This is a genomic window from Ruegeria sp. F12, from assembly GCF_056533885.1.
The window spans coordinates 95662-122408 of record NZ_JBQFOV010000006.1; the positions used below are offsets into that span (position 1 = coordinate 95662).

At 59.9% G+C, this 26747-nt stretch carries 34 protein-coding genes; 12 read left to right on the forward strand and 22 right to left on the reverse strand.

The features are described 5' to 3' along the window. Positions 1-123 precede the first annotated feature (123 nt). Positions 124-1029 (forward strand): LysR family transcriptional regulator, encoded by a 906-nt coding sequence (locus ACR0CA_RS10640; protein WP_170772843.1) that lies wholly within the window; start codon positions 124-126, stop codon positions 1027-1029. A gap of 52 nt (positions 1030-1081) precedes the next feature. Here the strand turns inward: ACR0CA_RS10640 and ACR0CA_RS10645 are convergent, their stop codons facing one another. Next, complete coding sequence (locus ACR0CA_RS10645) at positions 1082-1999, reverse strand: hydrogen peroxide-inducible genes activator (RefSeq protein WP_480898912.1); 918 nt, start codon at positions 1997-1999, stop codon at positions 1082-1084. 98 nt (positions 2000-2097) lie between these two features. On the opposite strand from ACR0CA_RS10645, the gene ACR0CA_RS10650 reads away from it, so the two are divergent. After that, a complete protein-coding gene (locus ACR0CA_RS10650; RefSeq protein WP_170785158.1) occupies positions 2098-3060 on the forward strand; it encodes a sodium-dependent bicarbonate transport family permease in 963 nt (320 codons plus the stop codon). 5 nt (positions 3061-3065) lie between these two features. On the opposite strand, the gene ACR0CA_RS10655 is transcribed toward ACR0CA_RS10650, so the two are convergent. Genes ACR0CA_RS10655 through ACR0CA_RS10670 form a run of 4 tightly spaced genes read right to left on the reverse strand, consistent with a single transcriptional unit; the run spans position 3066 to position 5979 of the window. Further along, positions 3066-3968, reverse strand: a complete 903-nt coding sequence (locus ACR0CA_RS10655; protein ID WP_170785160.1) for an OmpA family protein — start codon at positions 3966-3968, stop codon at positions 3066-3068. Continuing rightward, on the reverse strand, positions 3965-4537 hold the full coding sequence (locus ACR0CA_RS10660; RefSeq protein ID WP_170785162.1) for a peroxidase-related enzyme: 573 nt from the start codon (positions 4535-4537) through the stop codon (positions 3965-3967). The genes ACR0CA_RS10655 and ACR0CA_RS10660 overlap by 4 nt, the downstream gene beginning before the upstream one ends. Positions 4538-4552: 15 nt before the next feature. Then, positions 4553-5260, reverse strand: coding sequence for a GNAT family N-acetyltransferase (locus ACR0CA_RS10665; protein ID WP_480858099.1), 708 nt, complete (start codon positions 5258-5260; stop codon positions 4553-4555). Beyond that, positions 5257-5979 carry a competence/damage-inducible protein A gene (locus ACR0CA_RS10670; RefSeq protein WP_170785166.1) on the reverse strand — a complete coding sequence of 241 codons (723 nt, stop codon included), beginning with the start codon at positions 5977-5979 and terminating at the stop codon, positions 5257-5259. The genes ACR0CA_RS10665 and ACR0CA_RS10670 overlap by 4 nt, the downstream gene beginning before the upstream one ends. 51 nt (positions 5980-6030) lie before the next feature. On the opposite strand from ACR0CA_RS10670, the gene sfsA reads away from it, so the two are divergent. Then, positions 6031-6741, forward strand: a complete 711-nt coding sequence (sfsA, locus tag ACR0CA_RS10675) for a DNA/RNA nuclease SfsA (RefSeq protein WP_480898916.1) — start codon at positions 6031-6033, stop codon at positions 6739-6741. Here sfsA and ACR0CA_RS10680 read toward each other — a convergent pair. Further along, the gene (locus ACR0CA_RS10680; RefSeq protein ID WP_480898919.1) at positions 6738-7100 is read right to left on the reverse strand and encodes a hypothetical protein; all 363 of its coding nucleotides are present in this window, start codon (positions 7098-7100) and stop codon (positions 6738-6740) included. The two genes, sfsA and ACR0CA_RS10680, sit on opposite strands and share 4 nt — an antisense overlap. Before the next feature lie 247 nt (positions 7101-7347). Here ACR0CA_RS10680 and map point away from each other — a divergent pair, with 247 nt between their 5' ends. Beyond that, positions 7348-8160: a type I methionyl aminopeptidase gene (map, locus tag ACR0CA_RS10685; RefSeq protein WP_170772862.1), complete on the forward strand. Its 813-nt coding sequence runs from the start codon at positions 7348-7350 to the stop codon at positions 8158-8160. On the opposite strand, the gene ACR0CA_RS10690 is transcribed toward map, so the two are convergent. From ACR0CA_RS10690 to ACR0CA_RS10705, 4 genes are read right to left on the reverse strand one after another with little or no spacing between them, the layout of a single operon-like run. After that, a complete protein-coding gene (locus tag ACR0CA_RS10690; RefSeq protein WP_480898921.1) occupies positions 8148-8333 on the reverse strand; it encodes a hypothetical protein in 186 nt (61 codons plus the stop codon). The genes map and ACR0CA_RS10690 overlap by 13 nt on opposite strands. A 25-nt stretch (positions 8334-8358) precedes the next feature. Further along, positions 8359-8994: an HAD family hydrolase gene (locus ACR0CA_RS10695; RefSeq protein ID WP_480898924.1), complete on the reverse strand. Its 636-nt coding sequence runs from the start codon at positions 8992-8994 to the stop codon at positions 8359-8361. Beyond that, the gene (gene rsmD, locus ACR0CA_RS10700) at positions 8987-9547 is read right to left on the reverse strand and encodes a 16S rRNA (guanine(966)-N(2))-methyltransferase RsmD (RefSeq protein ID WP_480898925.1); all 561 of its coding nucleotides are present in this window, start codon (positions 9545-9547) and stop codon (positions 8987-8989) included. Before rsmD ends, ACR0CA_RS10695 begins: the two co-directional genes overlap by 8 nt. Continuing rightward, positions 9544-10755 carry an NAD(P)/FAD-dependent oxidoreductase gene (locus ACR0CA_RS10705; RefSeq protein WP_480898926.1) on the reverse strand — a complete coding sequence of 404 codons (1212 nt, stop codon included), beginning with the start codon at positions 10753-10755 and terminating at the stop codon, positions 9544-9546. Before ACR0CA_RS10705 ends, rsmD begins: the two co-directional genes overlap by 4 nt. Before the next feature lie 99 nt (positions 10756-10854). Here ACR0CA_RS10705 and ACR0CA_RS10710 point away from each other — a divergent pair, with 99 nt between their 5' ends. From ACR0CA_RS10710 to ACR0CA_RS10725, 4 genes are all read left to right on the forward strand, one after another. Next, positions 10855-11340, forward strand: a complete 486-nt coding sequence (locus ACR0CA_RS10710) for a peroxiredoxin (protein WP_170755218.1) — start codon at positions 10855-10857, stop codon at positions 11338-11340. Between the two features lie 100 nt (positions 11341-11440). Further along, on the forward strand, positions 11441-11686 hold the full coding sequence (locus ACR0CA_RS10715; protein ID WP_170772870.1) for a glycine zipper 2TM domain-containing protein: 246 nt from the start codon (positions 11441-11443) through the stop codon (positions 11684-11686). A 10-nt stretch (positions 11687-11696) separates the two neighbouring features. After that, positions 11697-12044: an EF-hand domain-containing protein gene (locus ACR0CA_RS10720; protein ID WP_170789538.1), complete on the forward strand. Its 348-nt coding sequence runs from the start codon at positions 11697-11699 to the stop codon at positions 12042-12044. Positions 12045-12072: 28 nt separating this feature from the next. After that, complete coding sequence (locus tag ACR0CA_RS10725; RefSeq protein ID WP_170772872.1) at positions 12073-12384, forward strand: hypothetical protein; 312 nt, start codon at positions 12073-12075, stop codon at positions 12382-12384. On the opposite strand, the gene ACR0CA_RS10730 is transcribed toward ACR0CA_RS10725, so the two are convergent. Genes ACR0CA_RS10730 through ACR0CA_RS10745 form a run of 4 tightly spaced genes read right to left on the reverse strand, consistent with a single transcriptional unit; the run spans position 12381 to position 15123 of the window. Then, the gene (locus ACR0CA_RS10730) at positions 12381-12674 is read right to left on the reverse strand and encodes a 4a-hydroxytetrahydrobiopterin dehydratase (RefSeq protein ID WP_170785182.1); all 294 of its coding nucleotides are present in this window, start codon (positions 12672-12674) and stop codon (positions 12381-12383) included. The genes ACR0CA_RS10725 and ACR0CA_RS10730 overlap by 4 nt on opposite strands. Next, the gene (locus tag ACR0CA_RS10735) at positions 12671-13858 is read right to left on the reverse strand and encodes a GNAT family N-acetyltransferase (RefSeq protein WP_480898927.1); all 1188 of its coding nucleotides are present in this window, start codon (positions 13856-13858) and stop codon (positions 12671-12673) included. Before ACR0CA_RS10735 ends, ACR0CA_RS10730 begins: the two co-directional genes overlap by 4 nt. 45 nt (positions 13859-13903) lie before the next feature. After that, complete coding sequence (locus ACR0CA_RS10740) at positions 13904-14671, reverse strand: glycerophosphodiester phosphodiesterase family protein (protein WP_480898928.1); 768 nt, start codon at positions 14669-14671, stop codon at positions 13904-13906. Then, entirely contained in the window at positions 14668-15123 is a 456-nt protein-coding gene (locus ACR0CA_RS10745) for a RidA family protein (RefSeq protein ID WP_480503453.1), read from the reverse strand. Before ACR0CA_RS10745 ends, ACR0CA_RS10740 begins: the two co-directional genes overlap by 4 nt. A gap of 300 nt (positions 15124-15423) precedes the next feature. Between ACR0CA_RS10745 and ACR0CA_RS10750 the strand changes: the two genes are divergently transcribed. Beyond that, a complete protein-coding gene (locus ACR0CA_RS10750; RefSeq protein WP_480898930.1) occupies positions 15424-16236 on the forward strand; it encodes an MlaA family lipoprotein in 813 nt (270 codons plus the stop codon). After that, on the forward strand, positions 16226-16828 hold the full coding sequence (locus ACR0CA_RS10755; RefSeq protein ID WP_170772878.1) for an MlaC/ttg2D family ABC transporter substrate-binding protein: 603 nt from the start codon (positions 16226-16228) through the stop codon (positions 16826-16828). The genes ACR0CA_RS10750 and ACR0CA_RS10755 overlap by 11 nt, the downstream gene beginning before the upstream one ends. Before the next feature lie 58 nt (positions 16829-16886). Here the strand turns inward: ACR0CA_RS10755 and ACR0CA_RS10760 are convergent, their stop codons facing one another. The 4 genes from ACR0CA_RS10760 to ACR0CA_RS10775 are packed head-to-tail and all read right to left on the reverse strand — an operon-like array spanning position 16887 to position 21063. Beyond that, complete coding sequence (locus ACR0CA_RS10760) at positions 16887-17984, reverse strand: ABC transporter ATP-binding protein (RefSeq protein WP_170772880.1); 1098 nt, start codon at positions 17982-17984, stop codon at positions 16887-16889. A 5-nt stretch (positions 17985-17989) separates the two neighbouring features. Continuing rightward, positions 17990-18895 carry a carbohydrate ABC transporter permease gene (locus ACR0CA_RS10765; protein WP_170355927.1) on the reverse strand — a complete coding sequence of 302 codons (906 nt, stop codon included), beginning with the start codon at positions 18893-18895 and terminating at the stop codon, positions 17990-17992. Then, positions 18888-19760, reverse strand: a complete 873-nt coding sequence (locus ACR0CA_RS10770) for a carbohydrate ABC transporter permease (RefSeq protein WP_170387762.1) — start codon at positions 19758-19760, stop codon at positions 18888-18890. Before ACR0CA_RS10770 ends, ACR0CA_RS10765 begins: the two co-directional genes overlap by 8 nt. Before the next feature lie 58 nt (positions 19761-19818). Continuing rightward, the gene (locus ACR0CA_RS10775) at positions 19819-21063 is read right to left on the reverse strand and encodes an ABC transporter substrate-binding protein (RefSeq protein ID WP_480898933.1); all 1245 of its coding nucleotides are present in this window, start codon (positions 21061-21063) and stop codon (positions 19819-19821) included. A 220-nt stretch (positions 21064-21283) separates the two neighbouring features. On the opposite strand from ACR0CA_RS10775, the gene ACR0CA_RS10780 reads away from it, so the two are divergent. After that, positions 21284-22018, forward strand: coding sequence for a response regulator transcription factor (locus ACR0CA_RS10780; protein WP_480898935.1), 735 nt, complete (start codon positions 21284-21286; stop codon positions 22016-22018). Continuing rightward, positions 22015-23457, forward strand: coding sequence for a sensor histidine kinase (locus ACR0CA_RS10785; protein ID WP_170785194.1), 1443 nt, complete (start codon positions 22015-22017; stop codon positions 23455-23457). The genes ACR0CA_RS10780 and ACR0CA_RS10785 overlap by 4 nt, the downstream gene beginning before the upstream one ends. Before the next feature lie 4 nt (positions 23458-23461). On the opposite strand, the gene fliP is transcribed toward ACR0CA_RS10785, so the two are convergent. Genes fliP through fliF form a run of 4 tightly spaced genes read right to left on the reverse strand, consistent with a single transcriptional unit; the run spans position 23462 to position 26655 of the window. Then, on the reverse strand, positions 23462-24190 hold the full coding sequence (gene fliP / locus ACR0CA_RS10790; protein WP_480898937.1) for a flagellar type III secretion system pore protein FliP: 729 nt from the start codon (positions 24188-24190) through the stop codon (positions 23462-23464). Further along, positions 24190-24477: a FliM/FliN family flagellar motor switch protein gene (locus tag ACR0CA_RS10795; RefSeq protein ID WP_170789529.1), complete on the reverse strand. Its 288-nt coding sequence runs from the start codon at positions 24475-24477 to the stop codon at positions 24190-24192. Before ACR0CA_RS10795 ends, fliP begins: the two co-directional genes overlap by 1 nt. Next, complete coding sequence (locus ACR0CA_RS10800; RefSeq protein ID WP_480898940.1) at positions 24470-25066, reverse strand: FliH/SctL family protein; 597 nt, start codon at positions 25064-25066, stop codon at positions 24470-24472. Before ACR0CA_RS10800 ends, ACR0CA_RS10795 begins: the two co-directional genes overlap by 8 nt. Continuing rightward, positions 25066-26655, reverse strand: a complete 1590-nt coding sequence (fliF, locus tag ACR0CA_RS10805) for a flagellar basal-body MS-ring/collar protein FliF (RefSeq protein ID WP_480898943.1) — start codon at positions 26653-26655, stop codon at positions 25066-25068. The genes ACR0CA_RS10800 and fliF overlap by 1 nt, the downstream gene beginning before the upstream one ends. Between the last annotated feature and the right edge of the window lie 92 nt (positions 26656-26747).

Sequence of the window (26747 nt, forward strand, 5' to 3'; positions counted from 1 at the left end):
GTTTCCACGTTTCCTATCCGCAAACGATCCAGATTAAATCCCTGATATTATCCCATGTCTGCCCAGTTTCCGCCCAGATTGAGCGCCAAGGTCAGTCAACGAACCAAGACTTGGGGTACGAGTATGGACAGACTGACCGAAATGGAAGCCTTTGCCAATGTGGTGGACCAAGGTGGCTTCACAGATGCGGCCAAGAAAATGGGCATCTCCAAATCGGCCGTGTCCAAGCACGTCTCGAGCCTCGAGGCGCGTCTGGGCGCCCGTCTTTTGAACCGCACAACGCGACGCGTGTCGCCTACGGAAATCGGTTTGGCCTATTATGACCGAGCGCGCCGTGTGCTGAATGACGCAGGCGAGGCTGATGCGCTGGTGACGTCGATGCAATCCGCGCCTTCGGGCCTGTTGCGCATCAGTGTGGCCACGGATTTTGGCGTGAATCATCTGTCTCCGGTCCTGTCAGAATTCCTGTCAGCCTATCCCGATATCACCGTGAACATGGTGCTGAACAACCGGTATGTTGAGCTGATCTCGGAAGGGTTCGACGTGGCCGTGCGTATTGGTGAGTTGGAAGACAGCACCCTGCGCGCCCGCAAACTGACCGAAACCGTGAAACGGATGGTCGCGGCCCCCAGTTACATTGACAAATATGGCCGCCCCCAAAAGATCGACGATCTGAACGAGCACAAGCTGCTGCATTACTCCAGCCAATCTTCCGGCAACGTGTGGAAACTGACCGCGCCATCGGGCGAAAAGCGTCAGGTCCGTACCGCCGGCTGGCTGAGCGTGAATGACGGGCAGTCCCTGCTGAACGCAGCGATCTCGGGCCTTGGGATCGCGCATCTGCCCAGCTATCTGTACGCTGACGCGCTGAAGAGCGGCAAGGTTCTGGATGCGATGCCGTCGCTGCCTGATGAGTTGCAGGGCGTCTATGCAGTGTACCCTCCGGGCCGTTTCACACAGCCCAAGGTGCGCGCATTCATTGATTTTCTGGTCGAGTCCTTCAACGACAAGGGCCCGATGGATTGGTAATTTCTCCCCGGTGAAGACTGAACGGCCCGCACACAATTGTGCGGGTCTTTTTTTATTCCATGAAGACCGACAGCCCCATGCCCTTGGCAACGGTGCGCAGGGATTGGATCAGGATGTTTTGTCCGGGCAGGGCGGCTTCCCCGCGCCGCGACAACAGCGCGATATCGCGGTTGGCGTTGGGGATCGTCAAAGGGCGCAGACGCACCTCGTCTCGGTAAATACCCTGCCGCCTTGCATAGAGATCGGGCAAAACCGCAGCCCCCACCCCCGAGGCTGCCATTAGCACGATAGAATCCAGTGTCGTGCCCTCGTATTCATCGGATACCACGCCTCCGCATTCCGCCGCCAGCGCATAGACGATCCGGGACAGACGGTGGCTTTGGTCCAAAGTCAGGATCAGACGGTCGCGCAAATCCTCGGCTGTGACCCCGTGCAGATCGCGCGCCAGTACGTCGTCCACGGCCACCCCAATCCAGAGCGTTTCGTTGAACAGGCGTTGTTGCAGCGTATTGGGGTGATCTTCGGGGGTTGAAATGATCATGTCGAACCGGCCGGATTTCAATCCCTGCTCAAGGTCTCGGGTGTTTTCTTCGCGCACGACCATGCGCAATCCAGGCCGTTCCTGGTGCACATGCTTGATGACTTGCGGCAACAGGTAGGGCCCAATCGACGGCAACACGCCCAAACGCAAACGCCCGCCGACAGGGGTGTCGCTGGTCATCGCATGACGCAGGTCCTGCACCTCGGCCAGGATTTTCTGAGCGCGGGCAATGAACTCCTCGCCCCGCGCTGTAACCTGTACCCCGCCCCGGTCCCGTTCAAAGATACGCAAGCCAAGCTCTTGTTCTACCGTCGCAATTTGCGTCGAGAGGCTGGGTTGACTGACATTGAGAACGTCAGCAGCCAGCCCGAACCTGCCCAAGCGACTGACCGTGACGATATATTCCAGCTGGCGCAGGGTGGGTCGCATTTCATAGTTCCAAACTATTCAGTTGTTAGAAAGATAATATTGGGCTGATTCAATTCTGCAAGGCACTAGGCCCCGGACCGCCGGAAAAGGAGCCGTAAATGCCCAGCGTACTAGAAACTCTGTCCAGCAATCTGCTGGTGCCCACCATTTTGTTTTTTGCCTTGGGGCTGGTGGCCGCGTTTGTGCGCAGTGATCTGTCCATCCCGGCGGGCGCGGCCAAGTTCATGTCGCTCTACCTGCTTCTTGCCATCGGGTTCAAAGGCGGAAGCAACCTAGCCGAGCACGGCATCCACATGGACCTGTTCCTGACGCTTCTGGGCGGGGTGGCGCTGTCCTTTGCCATCCCCTTCGTCGCTTTCGGGCTGTTGCGAGTGATGACACGGTTGGACAGCCTGAACGCAGCCGCGGTTGCAGGGCATTACGGCTCGATCTCGATCGTGACCTTCGTAACCGCGACCAGCCTGTTGGACCTTGTCGGGTTAAGTCATGACGGGTTCATGGTCGCCGTCGCCGCCGCGATGGAGGTTCCGGCCATCCTGTCCGCCCTTTGGCTGGCACACCGGTCCAATGGCAATGGCGTAAAGGATGACGGGTTGTGGCGTGACCTACTGGCCAACGGCTCCATCGTTCTGCTGACCGGAGCGTTCCTGATCGGGGCTATCACCGGCGGTCAGGGGATGCAGATGATTGCGCCCTTCATCGTGACGCCATTTACCGGGATTTTGTGCCTGTTCCTGCTTGATATGGGTCTGTCGGCGGGGCGCAGCCTGCTGAGCAATCGCGACAAGCTGTCGGTCGGCCTGTTCGCCTTTGGGGTCCTGATGCCCCTGATCGGCGCGATGATGGCCTGGGCCGTGGGCGCGCTGATCGGTCTGTCCGAAGGCAGCCTGTTCCTGCTGATGGTTCTGTCCGCCTCGGCCTCATATATAGCGGTGCCTGCGGCCATGAAAATCGCCCTGCCCAAGGCGGAATCCGGGATTTACCTGACCCTGTCTCTGGGCGTGTCCTTCCCGTTCAACATCACCGTTGGCCTGCCGCTTTATCTTTGGTGGGTGATGTAGGCAGGTCAGTTCACCAGCAGAACCGCCTCAACCCGGCGGTTCTGGTCGCGGCCCTCGGGCGTGGCATTTGAGGTCATGGGGGCCAGATAGCCAATGCCGCGCGCCTCAAGACGGTTTCCGGCAACGCCGTGCTGTTCGATCAACCGCACGCGCACAGCCTGCGCACGCCCCGTACTGACCGAAATGTTCGCCTCGAGCGTACCCGTATCGTCGGTATTGCCCACCAGCGCCAATCGGACGTTGGGATTGTCGGCCATATAGGACGCGATCAGCGCCAGCGAAGGAAACGGGCCTTCGCCCAGCGTGATCTCACCGGTTCTGAAATGCAGGTCTTCAAGGATAACGTGGCCATTCTGTTCCAGTGCGTCCAGTAGCCCGTCTGTCTGCTTCACCGTTTCCTCAACGACCAGAGGCGGCGGTTCGGGCGCGTCCACGGGCGTGACACGGATCATCTGCACATATCCGTCGGGCGGATTGCGGCTGACCAGCAGGCTCAGCGCCTCATCCCCACGGGTGGCCGAGAGAAAGCGATAGTCCTGAATGGCCACGTACATATCCGGGGTGGGCACGACCTCGGTTCCAAAACGGAAGTCGAAACCGCCGCAGGTGATCGCCTCGCATTCGAAGATGATGTCAAAGCCCTGATCCATGATCTGTTGACGCAGTGGGGCCAATAGCTGCAACGTGGTGCTGGACCCTGATTGCAGGCGCCATGTCAGGCGCTCGACGCGGCCCTCGACTGTGAGGGCAGGGACTTTGCCAGTCGCGAATCCGCCGGTGGGCAAGTCATAGCTGTCCAGCGGACTGACTCGTTCGCTGACCAGTCGCGAACCCGACGGCAAGGCCACATCCTGCGCCAACGCAGAACCAGCCAGACATAGCGATATCAGGCCCGCGCGCAGGATCATCGGGCCTGCGCGAAATAGGCGTCGTTTGGCACCATCGCCGTGGCGCTGGCGACCCGGTTCGACATGTTGAAAAAGCCGGCCACATTGACAATGTCCCAGATATCACGGTCGCTGAAACCCGCATCACGCAGGTTTTGGCGGTCCGGTTCTTCAATCTCAGCGCTGGCATGGGTCATCTTGGCCGCGAAATCCAGCATCGCCCGCTGCCGCGCATCCAGTGGGGCGACGCGATAGTTCATCGCCAACATCTCACCCAGTTGGGGATCACCCGACATCTGCCGCACGGCTGCCCCATGCGCCACAAGGCAATAAAAGCACTTGTTGATGGCCGAGACGACAACCGCGATCATCTCACGTTCCAGCTTGGTGATGCCGCTCTCGGCCAGCATCAGATCGTTGTACATGGTGGTAAAGGCGTTCAGCTTGTCGATGTCAAAGGCATAGGCCCGCAACACATTGGGCACAAAGCCCAGCTTCTCCACACAGATATCGAAATACCGCTGGGTTTCCGCTGGTAGGGGATCGACCATCGGCAGGTTCAATGCAGTCGGCAGAGAGGGATCGGTCACGTCAGGTTTTTCTCCTTAGATAAGCTGACGGTAATGGTATTCTCCGGCGATCTCCATCCCCAGCGCATGATAGAGACCATTGGCCCCATCATTGACCTTGGTGCAAATCACACTGAGCGTCCGCGCCCCCTGTTCTTGCGCCCAGAAGGCCGCCGCTCGCATCGCCCATTGACCCAGCCCGTGACGGCGGTGTTCCGGCAGGATTTCCAGCGCGTGGACCATGGCGACACCGTCGTGGATAGCGACAAACGCCGTCCCGGCCGGTTTATCCACGCGGCGCATCAGCAGGCCAGTTTTCGGCCCCGACGCGCGTTCCATCACCGCAAGCCGTTCCGGGCCGATGCCGCCTTTGGCCCAGATCTCGACCATGATGGCCAGCGGATCCCAGATGGCAAAGGCAGTCACCCGCGGAACAGGGATGTCGGTCAGATGCGCCACCGGGCAGGTGTAGATGTTGACCGGGTCCAGCACGTCATACCCCCGATCCGAGAGCTGCTGATCCAGCGCCTCGTCCCCCGGTCGCAGGCAAAAGATGCGTTTCTGCCCCATCGCCAGCATCGCGGCTTCGGCAGCGTCGATCTGTGCTTCGGTCGCGGGTCCTCGCGCGCTGGCCGCCGACACGCGTGATCCACCGCCCTGCCCTTGGCGCAATTGGAATGGGCCCTGCTTCGTGTACTGCGCGGCAGGCCATGTGCCATCGACGATGTTGGCCCAATCGGTCAAAGCTCGAACTCTTTCGCCAACCGTGTGACCGCTGCATCAACTTGCGCCCCGTCGGTACCGCGCACCACGATATTCGCGCCAAAGGCCCCGTTGATCTGAAACGGATAGCTGCCAATGGCCAGATCGGGAAAATCCGCAGCCAACGCTGCCAGCGGCCCCGCGATATCGCCCTCGCCCCGATGCACGCGCAGGGTCTGCGACAAAAGCGGGCTGCCGCCGGTCAGGCCGGGCAGCACACTGGCCACCATCGCCTGAAAGACCGAAGGAACCCCGGCCATGACATGCACATTCGCAATCGTGAACCCCGGTGCGGTCGAGACCGGGTTGTCGATCAGCGTGGCCCCATCCGGGATGCGCGCCATGCGCAGGCGGGCCGGGTTCAACTCTAACCCGGAATTCTTGTAGTGCGCTTCAAGCAAAGCGCGCGCGTCGGCACGGATATCAATGGCCGCGTCAAAGGCACGCGCGATGCAATCGGCGGTGATGTCGTCATGGGTCGGCCCGATACCACCGCTGGTGAACACATGGTCATGCGCTTGGGACAGCGCCTTAACGGCGGCTTCAATCGCCGGGGCGTCATCGCTGACGATACGCACCTCTTTCAGGTCGATGCCCTGCTTGGTCAGCTCACCCGCCAGAAAATGCATATTGGCATCGCGCGTGCGGCCCGACAGGATTTCATCTCCGATCACCAGCATTGCAGCGGTTGGATTGGCCATGGCGCATACCCCCTCTTGATCGACCGTTGGGGCAGGTATAGGCCCTAGGCCATGCGATTTGAAACCCCTCTTGTCCCCGCCCACCTGATCCGGCGCTACAAACGCTTTCTGGCCGATTGCACGCTGGAGGACGGGCGCGAGGTAACCGCCCATTGCGCCAATCCCGGCTCAATGATGGGTCTGGCCGAACCAGGCCAGAAAATCTGGTTGGAGCCCAATGACGACCCCAAGAAAAAGCTGAAATATGGCTGGCGGCTGGTCGACCACGAAAATGGGCATTTTACCGGGGTAGACACATCGCTACCAAACAAGGCCCTGCGCGCGGCGTTACTAGGGCGTGAAATCCCGGCGCTGGCCGCCTATGAAACCATCCGGCCCGAGGTCAAGTACGGCGAAAACAGCCGCATCGACTTTTTGCTGACCCAACCCGGCCTGCCCGATGCCTATGTCGAGGTCAAAAGTGTCACCCTGTCCCGCCAACCCGGTCTGGCCGAATTTCCCGACAGCGTGACCGCGCGCGGCACCAAACATCTGGGAGAGCTGGCTGCAACGGCAGCGCAAGGCCACCGGGCGATCATGCTGTATCTGGTGCAACGCACCGACTGCGACCGCTTTGCTCTGGCTGCCGATATCGACCCCGCCTATGCAGCCGCGTTCGAGGCCGCACAAGGGGTCGAGCGGCTGATCTGCGGTACCACGATCACGCCCGAAGGGGTCTGGGTCGACACCGACAAGATCTGGCACGTCGACGGTCGCCCTTAGTCAAGAATTTGGAAGTCGCCCAGATAAGACCCCGTGTCGGGGCTGAACGCCTGATAACCACCGCTTTCTGTCCGGCCCACCGTCGCGCACAGCTTTTCCCCCTGCCGGAACGCGGCCCATTGACTGCATATTGCATCGCCTTCCAGCCACCACGCGCCTGTGTCTTGCCCTAGCCGAGGCACCAGCACCGCGAACTGGCCATCGCGGCCAATCCGCGCCGAGCCCGAGATGTGAAACCGTTCGAATGTGATCCTACGATCCTGCGCCAAAAGCGCGGCCAAATCGGTCGCGGACAGCGTCTGAACCTCTTCCCGACATCCCACAAGGGTCAAAACTGCAAGGATCAGACCCTTTTTCATATTCACCATCCTTTACGCGCCACACATGTCTGTACCGGCTTTCTGCACTTGCGCAGATCACAAGATCGCGCGCAAATTTACTTTTGACACGCTATGATTTAAGATCATAACCCATACTGAAGGTTGAATTTCCAGGCTTTGCGCCTCATCTGAACCATCGATCCCGCCGCGACCGGACGCCCTCTGGTACTTTCTGCACAAGCAGCGTAAAAGGAGCGCTGCGCGAAACATTTGGAGCCTCGCACCGATGAAAGAACATCGTGGCCGTCTGACCAAGGACGGTATCCGCATTTACGAACAGGGTGACTTTGCCGGGATGCACGCGGCAGGGGCCTTGGCTGCGCGGATATTGGATGACATCGCTCCGCATGTCTTTCCCGGCCAAACCACAGGCGCGATTGACGGGCTGATCACTCAGATGGTCGAAGACGCGGGCGCGACCTCGGCAACCATCGGCTACAAGGGCTATCAGCACGCCAGCTGTATCAGCGTCAATCACGTGGTCTGCCACGGCATTCCCGGTGACAAGCGTCTGAAAGAGGGCGATATCCTGAATATCGACGTCACAGTTATCGTGGATGGCTGGTTCGGTGACACCTCGCGCATGTATGTGGCCGGAAAGCTGCCCCGCAAGGCCGAGCGTCTGATCCAAGTGACCCATGATGCCCTGTTCAAGGGGATCGAGATGGTTAAACCCGGCAACACTTTCGGTGATATCGGCCACGCTATTCAGGCCTATGTCGAGGCACACCGCATGAGCGTTGTACGCGATTTCTGCGGTCACGGTTTGGGACGTGTGTTCCACGCACCGCCCAACGTGCTGCATTACGGCCGCCCCGGCACCGGCGCTGTGCTGGAAGAGGGCATGTTCTTCACTATCGAACCCATGGTCAATCTGGGCCGCCCAGAGACCAAGACGCTGGCCGATGACTGGACAGCTGTAACCCGCGACAAGTCTCTGTCGGCGCAGTTCGAACATTCGGTTGGCGTGACGGCAAACGGGGTTGAGATTTTCACCCTGTCGCCGGGTGATATGTTCCACCCGACCTATTCGTCCTGATCTTTGGCCTGATCGCGTAGAAGCTTGAGCAACAGGGTCTCGTCCCGCCACGGAATGACGGCGTCATGGATGAAAACCGGCGCGCGCAGCGGTTTACGCTCGGGGCCGGTGGCCGAGTCTGGGGCAGCATCCTGCTTGGGCGCCCAGAACAATGGGGGTAATGCGCGATCCATGCGGCAAGCCTAGCATGTTTTGCGATCAGAGTCCCAAAAGCTCGGGCAGTTGTGACATCTGCGTGAACACCTCGGCGCCCAAGGCGGACAATCCCGCGCCGTCATCATGGGCGGCATAGGCCAGACAGCGCATCTCGGCCCGGATCGCGGCGGTGACGCCATTTTCGCTGTCTTCGATGACAACCGGGCGGACAGCACCAAAATGCTGCGCTGCGGTCAGAAATAGGGTCGGGTCCGGCTTGGCGGTCCCCATTACCTGGGCCGAGAACATGACGTCCTTGAATCGATCCCAAAGCCCGTTCTGGCCCAGCGTGATCTGCATTTTCTCTGGGCGGCCATTCGAGGCCACGCAATAGGGAACACCGGCGGCATCCAAACGCTCCAACACGTCCCGAACACCGGGCACCAGAGGCGTTCCGGCGCGCAAAGCGGCGTAGACCTCGGTATAGATTTGCTCCACCCAGTCGTCGGGCAGGTCCGCCCCAAGGCTGCGCGCCTGCTGGTGGACGCCGCTCATGGTGCCGCCTACGAACAGAGACATGCATTCCGACAACGACACATGCAGATCGTAACGTGCAAGGTTGTCGACCAGAACCTGATTGGTCAGCCTTTCGCTGTCCACCAGAACGCCGTCACAATCGAAGATGACCAGATCATGCATCGGCGCGGTCCTTCCACATCAGAGTGATATGCGTGTCGCCGTATTTGCGGGCGTCTTGCAGGGTGAACCCCTCGGGCGGTTGCATCGGCGCGTTCTCCTCCCACACAATCAGCGCGTCGTCCGCGATCCACCCTTGGGTCAGAGCCGCGATGGCCTTCTGGCCCATCGACTTGCCATAGGGCGGGTCGAGGAAGATCAAATCATAAGCCGCGTCGGTGTTTTCACCCAGCCGGGTCGCGTCGCGTCGGATTAAGTGAGTGCGGTCTGCGCTGCGGGTCAGCTCGATATTCTTTCGGATCAGACCCTGCGCCACGCGCCCGTCATCCACGAAGGTCACATGGGAAGCACCACGCGACAGTGCCTCAAGCCCCAGCGCACCAGTGCCAGCAAATACGTCCAGCACGCGCAGCCCGTCAAAATCAATCTGATGGCTGAGGACGTTGAACAGGCTTTCGCGCACCCGGTCCGTGGTAGGCCGCAGATGCGCGCCCATGTCGCCTTTGCCGACCGAGGCCAGGGCTCGGCCTCGGAAATCTCCGGCGATAATCCTCACGCTTTGAGCAGCGGTTTCAGGTCCGCAGTCGGGTCGGCTACCACGGCGGGATCAGCGGTCTTGCCCGCGTCGATCAGGCGTTTGCCGACCATATAAGCACGAGGGTCGTTCATCGCGTCCACCGCAATCAGTTGATCGCCTTTGTAGTACCAGAAGGACACGGTTGCGCCCTCACCTTGCCGGGTCACGACGCGGTCATAGCCCGTGTTCAGACCCGCGATCTGCAGCTTGACGTCATACTGGTCGGACCAGAACCACGGTGTTGCAGTGTAATCCTTGGCCGCGCCCAGCATGTTCTGGGCCACGATCTCGGCCTGATCAATGGCGTTGGGCACGCTTTCCAAACGAATGCGCCCTTCGCCATGCGGGAAAGACGCACAATCGCCTGCCGCCCAAATCGACGGATTGGATGTGCGACCATGGGCGTCGGTTTTGATGCCGTTATCAAGTTCCAGCCCCGCCATCTCGGCCAGTTGGGTCGCGGGCGCGATGCCCACTCCGACCACGACGAAATCAACGGCAATCTCGGTGCCATCGGTCAGAACCGCGCGCACCACATTGCCATCCTCACCCAGCAGACGGTCCAGCCCGACGCCTTCACGGATATCGGCCCCGTATCCGGAATGCAGCGCGCGGAAATAATCGCTGGTCTCAGGTGCGGCGACCCGTTGCAGGATGCGGTCGGCCATCTCGACCAAGGTCACCTTGACCCCACGCTTGGCGCAGACCGCAGCCGCCTCAAGCCCGATATAGCCGCCCCCAACGATCAACGCGCGGGCGCCGTCAGTCACGCGCGGCTCCATCTCGTCGATATGGGCCAGATCGCGCACCACATGCACGCCTGCCAGATCGCCACCAATCGAGGCAGGCAAGCGGCGGGGGTCAGACCCGGTGGTCAGGGCCAGTTCGTCATAGGAAATGACTTCATCACCCAGCCACACGGTCTTGGCTTGCGGATCAATCGCGGTCACACGCTGACCCAGACGCAGGGTGATGTTGTTCTCGGCATAAAAGCTCTCGGGGCGCAGGAACAGGCGCTCCAGCTCCATCTCGCCCAGCAGGTAAGCCTTGGACAAGGGCGGGCGCTGATAAGGCAGATGCGGCTCGGCCCCGATCAGGGTGATATCGCCCTCAAACCCGTCTTTGCGCAGCCGCGCCACCAGCGATGCACCCGCCTGCCCGGCACCGATCACGACAATATGGCTCATCTTCCCCTCACCCTGTCGAATTCCCGTGGTCTCCTCCACGCGACCACCTATATTGCGGCTAAGCCCGACTCTGCAAATCCAAACGACAGGAGCACAAAAATGATTTCAACAGGTGATACGCTGCCCGACGCTACACTGACCCAGATCGGTGCGGAAGGCCCCGAGGAGGTCCGGATTTCCGATAAAACAAACGGGCGCAAAGTGGTGATATTTGCCGTCCCCGGCGCGTTCACGCCCACCTGCCATTCAGCCCATGTGCCCAGCTTCATGCGCACCAAGGATCAGTTCGATGCCAAAGGCGTGGACGAAATCATCTGCCTGTCGGTCAACGACCCCTTCGTGATGAAAGCCTGGGGCGAGGCCACCGGCGCGTCAGATGCGGGCCTGACCATGCTGGCAGATGCCGCGTCCGAATTCACCAAGGCCATCGGCATGGATTTCGACGCTCCGCCGGCCGGGCTGATCGCGCGCTCGAAACGCTATGCAATGCTGGTCGAGGATGGCAAAGTCACCGCGCTGAACCTGGAAGAAAGCCCCGGCGCGTGCGAAATCTCTGCTGGTGAGGGCCTTTTGGACGTCATCTGATCCAGTTTGGCCCCGGTTCTGTCGGGGCCTTTGCCCTATTTAACTTGATAGATAACTCTGAACGGCAAATACTCGGCCTAGTTGTTCAGGGAGTCCTTTTATGAAGCTCAAGTCCATTACCCTATGTCTGGGCACAGCAGGCGCACTGGCCGCGTGCGGCCCGGCCCCCACACCACAACAACAAGCCGCCCGCCAACATGAGATCGCCTGCCTTAGCGGCACGGTCGGCGGCGCGCTATTGGGTGGCGTCATCGGCAATCAGTTTGGCGGCGGGTCCGGCAAGACGATCCTGACAGCAGCAGGGGCTGCCGTCGGCGGGATCGAAGGTCAGAAATTCGCGTGCTGAGGGGGACATCATGAAACTTGGGATTTTGACACTTGGCCTGACCCTTTTGGCTGGGTCCGTTGCGGCCGAAACGGTAGCAGAGCTGCATGAGAATGAATTGAAAGCCATCGACGCCAACAACGATGGATTTCTGTCAAAGGATGAGTTCAACGCTTTTTCCGACTATGCGTTTCAGGCGATGGACGAAGACAAGAACGGCACTCTGGGGTTAGACGAAGCCAAGCCCTTTCTGGACATAAAGCAATTCCAAAGCGTTGACCGCAATCAGGATAACATTATCTCTCGGTCAGAGTTCGATGCGCAGATGAACGACGACTTCACGTCTGCCGACAAAGACGGGAACGGCCAGTTGGACTAGGGCCGCCCGAACCCGACAGGAGCGTATGATGAACAAATGGATATCGCTGGGTGTTCTGGGTCTGCTAGCGGCTTGCGACGTGCCGCAGGCGCCGATTGTGACAGGACCAGACGGCCAGCAACGGATTCAGATCAATACCAGCGGGATGACCTGCTATGATACGCGCTGTCTGTATATTGACCCAGCGGCGCGGTCGGTGCGGTCGAACGGCCTGCGCACGACGCGCATCCCCGGCAATATCGACGTCAGCAGCGGCACCGTCACGCCGGATGAGTTCCGTCAAATGGGCGTTGCCGCCTCGCTGGCGGGTGGCGTCGGCTCGGCAAGCGACCGGGGTTAAACCAGACTGTCCATCTTGCGGGCCAGCTTGGCGTCCAGCGCCGACAAACCGCCCACATCATGGGTGGACAGTGTCACCTCGACCCTGTTGTAGACATTGAACCATTCGGGGTGATGGTTCCATTTCTCAGCAAAGATGGCCACTTGGGTCATCCAGCCGAAGGCCTGGACAAAATTCTTGAACGTGAAGGTCTTGGTGATCGCATCCCGGCCTTCAACCATGGTCCAGCCGGTTTGAAACAACGGGTCCAGAAGGGGGCCGCGCGTTTCGGTCGACAAAAGTTCGGTCATTGCTGTTCCTCCGGGTTCGCTTTTCTGAACGGGCCGTAATCCGTCAGAATCTCGATCTCTTCTCCCACTGCGTGGGCCTCGGCGTCCAGATATTTTCGGATCGCGTCGGCAAAGCCAGGGTCGTTGACCCAGTGCAGGCTGTGCGTGCGCGTTGGCAGATAACCGCGGGCCAGCTTGTGTTCCCCTTGCGCCCCGGCCTCGACCCGAGACAAACCCTGCGCGATGGCGAAGTCGATCGCCCTATAATAGCACAGTTCGAAATGAAGACAGGCATGGTGCTCGACGCAGCCCCAATAGCGGCCATAAAGCGTCTCACGCCCGATGAAGTTCAACGCGCCTGCAATCGGGTATTCGTCACGCTCGGCCAGAACCAGCGCCATGTCGTCGGCCATGGTTTCATGGGCAATGTCAAAGAATTGACGTGTCAGGTATGGCATCCCCCATTTGCGCGAGCCGGTGTCCTGATAGAACCGCCAAAACGCGTCCCAATGTTCGGGCCGCAAGTCGTCACCGGTGAGCGCGCGGATTTCTCCACCAAACCCACAGGCCTGCGCGCGCTCCTTGCGGATATTCTTGCGTTTGCGCGACGAGAGCGCCGCCAGAAACCCGTCGAATTCGGAGTAGCCATCATTCAGCCAGTGAAACTGCTGCGAATGGCGCACCATCAGACCCATTTCTTCACCCGCTTCGGCCTCGGCCTCGGTGCAGAAGGTCGCGTGGATGGATGAGACCTGATTATCCGCCGCCAGTTGCACCGCACCTTGTACGAGGGCCGACAGGCCGACGCCCTCGTACCCAGGCCGCACCAGAAACCGTCGCCCCGTGGCGGGTGTGAAGGGCACTGCGATTTGCAGCTTGGGGTAATAGCGCCCACCCGCATTTTCGTAGGCATGCGCCCAGTTGTGGTCAAAGATATACTCGCCTTGCGAATGTGACTTGGCGTACATCGGTGCCGCCGCGATCAGCATCCCGTCCAGATAAGCGGTCAGATATTGCGGCTGCCAACCCGTGCCCCGCCCGACCGAGCCGCTATTTTCCAGCGCCAACAAAAACCGATGCGTGGTAAACGGGTCCATTGGACGACCACCATCCGCAGCCTCGGGGCAGGCACAGCTGTCCCACTCTGCCGCAGGGATTTGCGAGAGCGACCCCAGTACCCGAACCTCGATTTGCGCCTGATCCATGTGCCCTCCGCGTCTTGTCTTTATCTGTGACGGATGGGGTGGGGTTCAACCCGGACGGGCGGCCAAATACCCTTCAAAGGTCACATTATCGGCAACCTTGCGGGCCTCTGCCTCTTGTTCGGGCGAGCGGATGGTCCAGCACAGGATCGGCACGCCCTGCGCCTTCAGCGCAGCCACGCGGGGGCGCGACAAGTCTGCGGCCTCATGGCTGATAAAGCCGGCCCCCACCCGATCGAAATCGGGGATGTCGCGCAGGTGGTCACAAACCGCATGCGGCAAATGCTCGACTTCGGGCTGGTAGGAACAGGTGGTGATCCCACGCGGCAGATTCGGTGCCAGCCGTGCCAGTTCAGCGACCGAGTTGGGGTTGAACGACATCAGCGCCACAGACCCGTCATAGCCTTGCAACGCGCGCACCGTATCCGCCTCGAGCGGGCCGACATTAGGGCCCATCGCCCCATCCTGATCCTTCAGCTCGATCAACAACGGAACCTTGCCCGAAACGATCTGCAACACCTCGTCGAAGGTCGGAATGCCGTCCTCGCCATGCAAAAGCCGCGTGGCTTGCGCCTCATCCGCCGTGATCTGCTGGATCGGACCGGATCGGCCGGTCAGCCGTGTCATGTCGTAGTCATGAAATACCATGGCCCGGTTATCGCGGCTGCGTTGCAGGTCGATCTCGATCCCGTAACCGGCCTCGACTGCAGCGCGAATGGCCGCCCGGCTGTTTTCCGGGCGGTTGTCCGAGAGGTCATGCAGGGCTCGATGCGCAATCGGGGTCCGCAATAGCACATCAGGTAGGGCGGGTATCATGCGACCTCGAAGATGCCTTCGATCTCGACCGCTACACCCAGCGGCAACGCAGCGGCACTGACAGCCGAGCGCGAGTGACGGCCCGCTTCGCCCAGCGCCTCGACCAGAAAATCCGAGGCCCCGTTGATCACCTGCGGCTGCGCGGTGAAATCTGCGGTCGAGTTCACGAACCCGGTCAGCTTGATCACGCGTACCAGCTTGTCGATATCGCCACCACAGGCCGCCTTGACCTGCGCCAGCAGGTTGATTGCACAGACCTTGGCCGCCGCGGCACCCGCTTGGACATCCATGTCATCACCCAGCTTGCCGGTGATCATCGTGCCGTCGTTCGAGATCTGGCCCGAGACATAGACGATATTGCCCACGCGCACGAAGGGCACATAGTTGGCGGCAGGCGCAGGTGCGTCCGGCAGGGTGACGCCTAGGCTGTCCAGTTTGGCTGCGATGCTCATGTGATACTCCTCAACTAAATTCGACTCGGACGGACGCTAACCGGGATAGCGCGGATCGAAAAGCATGAAACCGGCAGTTTTACGGTTGCCCGCGCAGTAAGCATAACTTCTCTTATTCGGGACTGTTGAAGTTGGGTCACTTTACGTTGACCACTTGTCCGGGTTACACGCTGAGTGTTTCAATCTATTTGAGAAACACCTATGTGACATTGAATTGCGCCGCTTGTTGCGGTCGAAGATAGTATTGATTGAACGTCCAGGCATTTTCATTCCTGACGTGTTGGAGTGGCAAAGACCGTGTTGAGCAAAGTCAGCTTGAAGCCTCTGATCCTTGTGTCCCTGGTGGCAACTCTTGGTGCCTGCGCCACGCGCCCGCCTGCTGACGCCCCTCCCGGAGAGGTCTTTGACCCCTATGAAAAGACCAATCGGGGTATTCACGACTTCAACCTCGGCGTTGACCGCTTTCTGTTCCGACCCGCGTCAAAAGGCTATGTGAAAATCTTCCCCGATCCGGTCGTGACCAGCTTCAGCAATTTCGCCGAGAACCTGACCTTGCCGGGACAGGCGCTGGACTATCTGTTGCAGGGCAACCTGAAACAGTCGGGCAACGCTTTGCTGCGCTTTGCCATCAACAGCACTGTAGGCGGGGCCGGGTTGTCCAAACCCGCAGACGAGCTGAACCTGCCGCCTGTCGATACTGATTTCGGCGAGACCCTGCATGTCTGGGGCGTGGGCGAAGGCGCCTACGTCGAATTGCCGTTCTATGGTCCCTCGACCCAGCGTGATGCGATTGGTGTTGTGTTCAACCTGTTCTCGAACCCGATCAACTTTTCCCCGGTGCGCCCGGTCGACAATATCGGTGTTTATGCCGAGGTGGTGCGCCGCATGGGCGATCGAGGCCGGTTCTCGGACACGGTGGACTCGATTCTGTATGAAAGTGCCGACAGCTATGCGCAGGCACAAACCATCTACCTGCAAAACCGCCGCTTTGAACTGGCGCGTGATGACGAAGACGCCTATCTGGGCCTGTATGACGACCCCTATTCCTTAACCGGGACCGACCCGGTCAGGGACCCCTATCTTGACCCTTACGAGGACCCCTATGCCGAGTAATCTGATGAACCGACGCGGTTTCGTCGCCACCGGCCTGGCCGGGGCGCTGATGACCGCCCTGCCCGCCTACGCCCAGACCGAGGCCAGCGCAAAGGCGCTGGTGGTCAGCGTGGTGGATGACATCAACCGCGTGATCGCTTCGGGCAAATCCGAAAACGCGATGATCCGCGATTTCGAGAAGATCTTTACCCAATATGCCGACGTGCCAATCATGGCGCGTTACGTACTGGGTGCCGATGGCCGCTCGGCCAGCCCGGCGCAGTTGCGACAATTCACCAAAGCCTTTCAGGGCTATATCTCGAACAAATATGGCCGCCGCTTCCGTGAATTCATTGGCGGCCAGGTTACAGTTCGCAACGCCCGCAAAATCAAGGCTGGGTACGAAGTACGCACCTCGGTCAAGCTGCAGGGCTCGTCCCCGTTTGAGGTGACTTTCCTTGTATCCGACAAATCGGGCCGAGACCGGTTCTTCAACATGTTCATCGAAGGGGTGAACATGCTGCTGACCGAACGGACCGAGATTGGTGCGATGCTGGATGCCCGTGGTGGCGATCTGAACCGGTTGATCAAGGACCTGAACAAAGTCGGTTGAGCGTCTTTAAAAATGCAAGCAGCGCCGCGCAAGCTTTTGGTCGCGCGGCGCTGTGCGTTTAGTTCAGGCGTTCACCGGTTTCCTGAGCAAAGTAAGACACTTTGCTCATGTCGAAGGCCAGATTCAGCATCTTGCCCGCCTGCGCGCTGGTTTCCGCGTGTAAACGCGCCGTGACCTGCTTGCCGCCCAGCTCCGAGACCACATAGGTGTCGGCCCCCGCGGGTTCGACCATGTCGACCAGGCATTCGGCCTCTTGCACGCCGTCGCCTGCGCGGAACCCGGCTTCGGCGATGTCTTCGGGACGCAGGCCCAGGATGACATCCTTGGGCAGCGCCAGATCGCGAGCGTCGTTCAGCACCAGTGTCTCACCACTGTCGCGCGCGATGGCGATCTGGGTCCCCGCTCCGTTCTTATGCGCCTGCGCCGGGATCAGGTTCATCGCGGGCGAGCCCATGAAGTCAGCAACAAACAGGTTGGCCGGGTTGTTATAGATCTCGGCCGGTGTGCCGATCTGCTGAACGACTCCACCTTTCAGCACGACGATCTTGGTCGCCAGTGTCATCGCCTCGATCTGGTCATGGGTCACGTAAACGATCGAGGCATCCAGCGTTTGGTGCAGCTTCTTGATCTCGGTCCGCATCTCGACCCGCAGCTTGGCGTCGAGGTTGGATAGCGGTTCATCGAACAGGAACAGCTTGGGATCGCGCACCAGCGCCCGACCCATTGCCACACGCTGACGCTGACCGCCCGACAATTGGCTGGGGCGGCGGTTCAGCAGAGGTTCGATCTGCAACAGTTGGGCGACCTCTTTCAGCTTGGCATCCTGCGTCGCCTGATCGACGCCGCGCACTTTCATGCCAAAGGTGATGTTCTTGGCCACGGTCATGGTCGGGTACAAAGCGTAAGACTGGAACACCATCGCGATGTCGCGGTCCTTGGGGCTGACATGGGTCATGTCATTGCCCCCAATGGACAGGGTGCCGCCGGTGATCTCCTCCAACCCGGCAATGCAGTTCAGCAGGGTGGACTTGCCGCAGCCCGAGGGGCCGACGAGCACCAGGAAATCGCCCGGCTCGATCGAGATGTTGATGTCCTTCAGAATCTCGGTCGCACCGTAATTCTTATAGAGTTTGTTGATATCAAGGATGGGTGCCATGGGTCTTATCCCTTCACAGAACCGGCGGTCAGGCCGCGTATGAAATACTTACCGGCAACGACATAGACGAGCAGCGTCGGTAGCCCCGCGATAATCGCGGCGGCCATGTCGACGTTGTATTCTTTCACGCCGGTGGTGGAGTTTACGATGTTATTGAGCGCCACTGTCACGGGTTGCGTACCCGCCTGGCTGAACGACACGCCGAACAGGAAGTCGTTCCAGATCTGCGTGAACTGCCAGATCACGGTCACAACGATGATCGGCAGCGACAGCGGCAGGAAGATCGACCAGAAGATCCGCAGGAACCCGGCCCCATCAACGCGTGCGGCCTTGGTCAGCTCGGACGGGATGGTGACATAGTAGTTACGGAAAAACAGCGTGGTGAAGCCCAACCCGTAGATCACATGGACAAAGATCAGGCCCGGAATGGTCCCGGCGATCCCCATCATGCCCAACAGGCGCGCCATCGGCAGCAAAACCACCTGAAACGGGATGAAGCAGCCAAACAGCATCAGCGAGAAAATGATGTTCGCGCCTTTGAACCGCCACTGCGCCACGACATAGCCGTTCAGCGCACCCAGCAGGGTCGAGATGGCCACTGCAGGCACCGCGATGAGGACCGAGTTCCAGAAATATGGCCGCAGGCCCTCGCACTGAATACCGGTACAGGCACCGGACCATGCGGTTTTCCAGGCATCAAAGCTGACCTCGCGCGGTAAAGAGATCAGGGACCCGGTGCGGATTTCCTCAAGGCTTTTCAGCGATGTGGTCAACATCACAAACAGCGGCATCAGGTAATACAGCGCAAACAGGCCCAGCAGAACGTACAGCAACCAACGCAGGGCAATCTTGCCAACGGCACTTTGGCTACGGGGTTCGGTTTGGGATTGGGGCATCGACAGATCAGTCATTTTTCGCCCTCAGCTCTGAGTAAAGATAGGGAACGACGATGGCAAAGACGACCAGCATCATGATCATCGCGGACGACGCCGCCTGACCAATATCGCCGCGCGAAAACGCCATGGCGTACATGTATGTGGCTGGCAGATCGGTTGCGTAACCGGGGCCACCACCCGTGAGGGCGATGACAAGGTCAAAGCTCTTGATCGCAAGGTGGGCCAGCACGATGAAGGCGGACAGGAAGATCGGGGCCATCGACGGGATGATGATCGCCGTGTAGATGCGCCATGTGGGGATACCATCGACCTGGGCTGCCTTGATGATCTCACCATCCACCGAGCGTAGACCAGCGAGGAACAGCGCCATGACGAAGCCTGAGCTTTGCCAGATCGCGGCCATCACGATGGTGTAGATCGCGTAATCGGGGTTCACCAGCCAGTCGAACTCGAAATTGGTAAAGCCCCAGCCCTGCACCATGGACTCAATGCCCAGACCCGGGTTCAGGATCCACTTCCACGCGGTGCCAGTCACGATCATCGACAGCGCCATCGGGTACAGATAGATCGTCCGGATGGCCCCTTCGACGCGGATTTTCTGATCCAGCAGGATCGCCAGCAACAGGCCCAACACCATCGCAATCACGATGAACAGCGCGCCAAAGATATACAGGTTGTTGATTGCCGTATCCCAGCGGGGCGAGTCGAACAGGCGTTCATACTGGATGAATCCCTTGATCTCGTATTTCGGCAACAGTTTCGATCGGGTTAGCGACACCCAAGCCGTCCATCCGATAAAGCCGTAGACAAAGATCAAAACGGCAATGAACGACGGTGCCAGCACCACCTTGGGCAGGTGGTTTTCCAGCCATTCGGACATGATTTCCTCCGGGGAAAGATGCTCTGCCCCGTCAGTATAGTGGGCAGAGCAATTTGGATCAGTAGCTGTTGGCCACTGCCGCCGCCAATTGCTGAACCGCGTCAGCCGACGACATATCCGAGTTGAAATGCGCGGTCACAACATCCGTGATCGCACCAGACTGCGACCCGCGCAGCGCCATGCCGTGGGCATAAGACGGCAGCAGCGAGCCTGCGTCCGAGGTCGAACCCATATCTTCGGCCGACAAGTTGGCGCAGATGTCAAAGTCATCCAGTGCCACGTCGGTCCGTGCCGGGATCGAGCCTTTGTTCAGATTGAACACTTTCTGGAAGTTCGGTGCCACGATCAGCTTGGCCAGCAGGTCCTGACCGGCTTTCTTGTCGTCACCTTCCACGTCGAACATGGCAAAGCTGTCGACATTGTACAGATAGCCATCACCGGGGGTCGAGGCGCACAGGAAGTCCTCACCGGGCTTTTTGCCCGCCGCCAGGAACTCACCCTTGGCCCAGTCGCCCATGATTTGGAACGCGGCCTCACCGTTCATGACCATCGCCGTGGCCAGGTTCCAGTCGCGGCCCGAGAAATTCTCGTCCACGTAGCCGCGCATTGTGCGCATCTGGTCAAACACCTGCACCATCGTGTCCGAGGTCAGCGCCTCGGGGTCCAGATCAACTAGCGCTTTCTGGAAGAACTCGGGACCGCCAATGCCCAGTACTACGGTTTCAAAAACGGTCGCGTCCTGCCATGCCTGACCACCATGGGCCAGAGGGATCACACCTGCGGCTTGCAGCTTATCCGCGGCGGCGTTGAATTCGTCCCACGTGGTCGGCATCTCGATGCCATTTGCGGCCAGAACGTCGGCGTTGGCCCAGATCCAGTCAACGCGGTGTACGTTCACCGGCGCAGCGCACCACGTGCCCTCGCATTTCATATGGCCCGCGATCGAGGCGGGCAGAACGTCGGCCCAGCCTTCGGCCTCGGCCACGGACGAGATATCGGCCAGCACGCCCTCTTCATACCATTCCTGAATGGCGGGGCCTTTTAGCTGAACAGCAGTCGGCGCGTTGCCCGACAGAACGCGGGCGCGCAGCGCGGTCATCGCGGCATCACCGCCACCGCCGGCCACGGGCATATCGGTCCAGCTGCCACCATTGGCCGCGAATTCCTCTTGCAGGACGGCAACTGACTTGGCCTCACCACCCGATGTCCACCAATGCAGAACTTCGGCCTGGGGGCCCGCCAACACCGACGATCCGACCACAACAGCCAGCGTCGATACGGTGGCAAATGCAAAACGTTTCATTTCTTGTCTCCTCCCTGAGAACCTAAGAGGCTGCCGCAGCAGCGATGTCGGCCATACTGGGGCGCACGGGCCGTCTGGCAACTTGGAATCCGCGCCAAACCCGTGCGTCAGACCAATTTTTCACCGCTTCTGTTACAGCGTGTTACGTTGACATTGAATCTGTTTCCGTTCGTTACAATTGACGATGTCAGAGGGGCCACAACCGGGGAGGACAGACATCATGAGCATTCCGCGACTGTTGGTGGTGGATGACGACCCAGAGATGCGTTCGATGATGACTCAGTTCATGCAGCAAAACGGGTTCATCGCCTTGCCCGCCCGATCGGAATCCGAAATCCGTGGACATCTGGGGGCGGGCCGCATTGACCTGATCTTGCTGGACGTGATGCTGGGCGATGAAAATGGCGTCGAGATCTGCGCCCGCCTGCGCGCCGAACAGGATGTGCCGATCATTCTGGTCTCGGCCCTCTCAGCCGACCATCAGCGCATGGCGGGGTATGAGGTCGGGGCCGATGACTATATCGCCAAGCCTTTCAACCCGCAGCTTCTGCTCGCTCGCGTGCGGGCGGTGATGCAACGGGCGCGCCGGTCATCGTCGCTTGCCTACCGCCGTCGCATCCACAGCTTCCGCTTTGACGGCTGGCTCTATGACGGCAAACGCGATGAGGTGCATTCGCCCGAAGGCTATTTGGTGGCGCTGTCCCAGCGTGAGACGGCGTTGCTCAAGGTTCTGCTTGCCAATCCGCATATCCCCCTGACAAGGGATGAGATCGTCGCCGCGCTGGATGTCACCGGCGGCTCCGACAAACCCGAGGCGCAGGGCCGCGCCATCGACATGCTGGTTGGGCGGTTGCGATCGAAAATCGAAGCCAACCCGAAGGACCCGCAGATGCTGCGCACCGAACGCGGCGTCGGCTATGTTTTTGCCGCTGACGTGTCGGTGCAAGAGGAATGACACTGCGCCTGCGCAATCTTGGTTGGCTCTGGGTGATCTCGGCCTTCGCAACGGGGCTGGTATCGGCCAGCCTGTGGTTTGCTTCGGCCCGTGCCTGGAATCAGTTCCTGACGCAATCCTTCGTCGCGGGGTTTACCGTTTACGAAGACCTGCGCACCGGGATCGCTCCGGCCGCTCCGCTGTCCATTTCGCCCTTGTCACCGGCGGATACCGGGCTGGCCGATATGGGAGAGTTCCAGCAATTGCCTGGGTCTTCTGGCCGTCGGTTCCTGACCAACCTTTCGATCCTGACCGACAGTTCAGCGCCGCTCAACGGGCGTGAATTGACGCTGGCGATCCTGTCCGATCGTCTGGTCTATCCGGTGTCGGATATCGTGTCACGCAGTGATCAGACCGGGCCTGAGAAGATGGGCAACCTGACCCGGCTGCTGGCCACCTATTGCAGCGAACCGATCCTGATTGCGCAATTCGGGCGCGGGCCGTGGTACCGCGTGGATGGCACCGGGATCTGGGGCTGTGGCGCAGCGCCGACAGATCTGCGCCTGCCCGCGATATTGCTGGGCATCGTGGCGCTGGCGGTCCTTCTGACCTCGGTCGGCAACGTGTCCGATACATTCACCCGGTTTGCCCATGCCCTGCGCGACCGTCGGAGGCGTGGAGGCCCCGACAGCTATGACGCCGACGGGCCAACCGAGCTGCGCGATATCGTGTCTGCGGTGAACGCCCATCTAGACGCCGAACGCGCCTTGCTAGAACAACGGGCCACGGTCTTGTCGGGTGTCAGCCACGATCTAGGCACCCCCGCAACCCGCGTCCGGCTGCGCGCTGCGTTGATCGCCGATGACGAGCTGCGCGAAAAGCTGGAAGCGGATGTGGACCAGATGACCGGCATGATCGAAAGCGTTCTGACCTACACGCGTTCAGAACTGAGCGTCGAGGAACCGCGCCAGATTTCTCTGACATCCTTGGTCGAATCTGTCGTCGCCGATTATCAGGACATGGACCTGCCGGTGACGCTTCAGAATGTCGACCCGGTCGCGGTCGAGGGTGCTCCGTCCGTTTTCATGTCCCGCCGCGGGCATGGGACGCTGCTGGAAACCCGACGCATGTTGGTAACGGGTCGACCCATTTCGCTGAAACGAGCATTGACCAATCTGATCGACAATGCGCTGAAATATGGCCGCCACGCCGAGGTTCAGCTGGAAACCGACGCGCGCACCGCGACAATCACCGTCGAGGACAAGGGCAATGACCTGACTGTGGACGAAATCGAAGCCCTGATGGCCCCGTTTCAGCGCGGATCAAATACCGGCTCGTCAGACGGGTTTGGCCTGGGCCTGACAATTGCGGCCACAGTGGCTGACCAGCATGGTGGTGGGCTGCATTTCGAGGCCGGGGATCAGGGGCTGCGCGCCCGATTGACGATCACGCGGCAGTAGTCTGTCAGCCCATGTAGCTTCGCACCAAAGCGCTGGCGATCAGGGACCACCCATCCGCAATGACAAAAAAAGCCAGTTTGAACGGCAGTGAAACCGTTGCAGGTGGCACCATCATCATCCCCATCGACATCAGCACCGCAGCTACCACGAGGTCGATGATCAGAAAGGGCAGGAAGATCAGAAAACCGATCTGAAAGGCCCGCGCAATCTCGGACAACATGAAAGAGGGCATCAGGATCGACAACGGCGCATCCGGCGACACGTCCACCGCATTGCCTTCGGGACGCAGTGCAGCCATGGCGTAGAACGTGTCAGGGTCCAGTCGCGCGGCCATGAAGGCGCGAAACGGTTGAAGGGCGCGTTCCAAAGCGGGCTCGACCTCCATCGTTTCGTCGACCATGGGTTGGATGCCAGTGGTCCAGGCTTCGTTAAAGACGGGCTCCATTATGAAATAGGTCAGAAACAAAGCCAGGCTGACGATCAGCATGTTGGGGGGCGATTGTTGCAACCCAATCCCTTGCCGAAGGATGGCCAGCACGGTGATCAGAAAAGGAAAACAGGTGATCATGATCGCCAGCCCAGGTGCGAGGCTGAGCACGGTAAGCAACAGGATCAATTGGATCGTCCGCGCCGAGATGGAACCCCCGTCACCCAGCGACAAGGACACATCCTGCGCTTCTGCAAAAGACGGTGTCAGCAGCAGCGCCACGATGATCCAGGGCAGAACGCGCATCAACCGATCCCGTTTTGCAGATCGGCAATCTCGGTCAGGCGCACGGCCAGTTGTCCGGCCTGATCGCCTTCCATCTCTTCCAGCAAGCCGCGGGCCACCAGCTGGTCCCCTACATAAAGATCCACCGGATCCTCGATCCGTTTGTCCAAAGTCAGCACCGCATTTTCACCCATGTTCAACAGATCGCGGATCAGTGGGCGGGCGCGGCCGACCGAGACCGTGACCTCGATCGGGACCGATTCAAACGGGTTGGATTTTTCGCTTTTGGGACTTTGGGGATCACTCATTGCTCAATGCCTCTTTTGCCTCGAATACATACGCGTCGAACGCGGCGCGGATCGACGTCAGCAGGCCGCCGCAATCCACCTCGCGCCGCGAGATACCGACCTGCAATCTAGCCTGGCCGGGTTTGATCTGCGGGTCTGAGATGACTTGCGCCATCTTGGCCATCCCCTCGGGCAGCATCTCTTTCACCTCAGCCGCGAGGCCTTCGGGGACGAAAACCTGTATCGGCTCATTGATCTGTTCGCGAGCCATGTCGGTCAGTTGTTCGGCCAGCCGGATGATATAACCTCGCTCCAAAGTTTCGGGCAGAACCGCGAGCATCAGGCTGTTGAACATCGGTTCCAGCGACAGTGTCATCCGTGTTACCGCCTCATGATAGGTGAAGGACATGTCCTCAAGCGACTTGGCCAACTCGGTCGAGATCCGGCCTCGGTTTTGCTCCTGTACCTGAACGGCATCTTCCCAACCGGCGGCATAGCCCTGTTCGAACGCCGCCAGACGCTGTTCCTCCAACCCGTCCTCATCCAGCAAGTGCAGCTTTCCACCGCCAGCCTGCAACGTGAAATCTTCCAGCAAATGGGCGATCGACATCAGACCTTTTCCTCGCCTTCTTCAAGCCAGCTGCGCAGGATTTCGACCGTTTCCTCCTGCTTGTCGCCAATCATCGCCCGCAGCCGATCTACTGGGTCCGCCCCGGGCTGAGCCGACAGTGCTGGAACATCTCCGCCGGTGGCCTGACCCGCGATCGGTGCGAATTGCCCGCCTTCTTCGGTCGCAATCTCACCCGTCAAAACCGAGCCTGGTTCGGGTAGACTTCCGGTAGGTAGTAGTGCCGTGGTCACAACCGGCTTGGTCAAAATAGGCCGGATCACGAACAACCCAAGGATCAGAGACACAATCGCCAGAACTGCCATCTGGATCAGCGACATTGCGTCGAAATGCACCTTCTGCCAGATCGAAGCCGAGGCCAGCGTGCCCTGCGGTTCAACAACCGGCAGGTCCATGGATTTCAGCGTGATCACGTCGCCGCGTTCCGCATCAAACCCCACAGCCGAGGCGACCAATTCCTTCAAGGCCTCCATCTCTGTTTCGGGCATGGGGGCAAAACCTTCCGTGCCCGTCGCATCCACACTGCGCGTTCCATTCACCAGTACGGCCACAGTCAGACGTTTGATCGCGCCGGGGGCGTTGTGAACCTCAAGCTCCGTCTCGGACACCTCGTAGTTTACCCGCTCGCGAGTCTGGGTGGCGTTCGAGTTCGACTCGTCGCCCCCCGCGCCGTCACCATCCGGCAGGTTCGACGCAACGGTGACATCGGCGGATTGATTGTGCGCGCTGTCTGAACGTTCTTCGACATCGGTGCTGATCGCCACACGACCGTTGGGGTCAAAGCGACGCTCGCGAATGGATTCGGTTTTCGTCACCGTATCTACGCTGACTTCTACAACGGCATTGCCCGTACCTACGCGGGCTTCGACCAAACGCAGGACCTTTTCCCGCAATTGCCGCGACTTGTCATCCGCCGTATCGGCGGCAACGGCGTTTTCCTGCGCGCCAATCACAGCCCCGTTCGAATCGATGATCGCCACATTCTCGGGCGCAAGACCACTGACCGCGGATGAGACCAGAAACCGGATCGCCTTGGCCTGATCTGACGTGATATCCGCCCCCGAAGACACCAGATAAACCGAGGCAGTCGGTGCAACCCTGCGCTGAAATGGATTGGTTGAACCATTGGCGATGTGCACTCGCGCCTGGCTGATATGGGGTGCTCCTACAATCGTGCGGGCCAGTTCACCCTCTTTCGCGCGCCAATAAGCGGCGTCAAACATTTGCGAAGTGGTCCCGAACCCGCTGAGCGTATCCAGCAGTTCGTACCCCCGGTTTCCATTCGCAGGCAAACCCTCGCTCGCCAGAGTCATGCGCAACTCATCCCGCTGCGACCCCGGCACGTAGATCGAGCCGCCCCGAATCTCAAAGGGCACGCCGCGCTGATCCAGTGACCGAACGATATCGCCCGCCGCCCCACTTTCCAGCCCAGCATAAAGCAAGGTCATCGACGGTGCCGTTATCAGCCGCGACATCGCAAGGACCCCAAGAAATACCAGCATAACCGCACCGGCAACGATGATTTGTTTTCGCCTGTCCAAACTTGTCCAGACAGTTCCGATCTGCTGCACGCTCACCTCCGACTCGCCGACATTCTGCCCGGCGCATCCCTTGTTTGACCGATTGCCCTTAACAATCGGTTAGTCCCTGCCGGGTTATGACA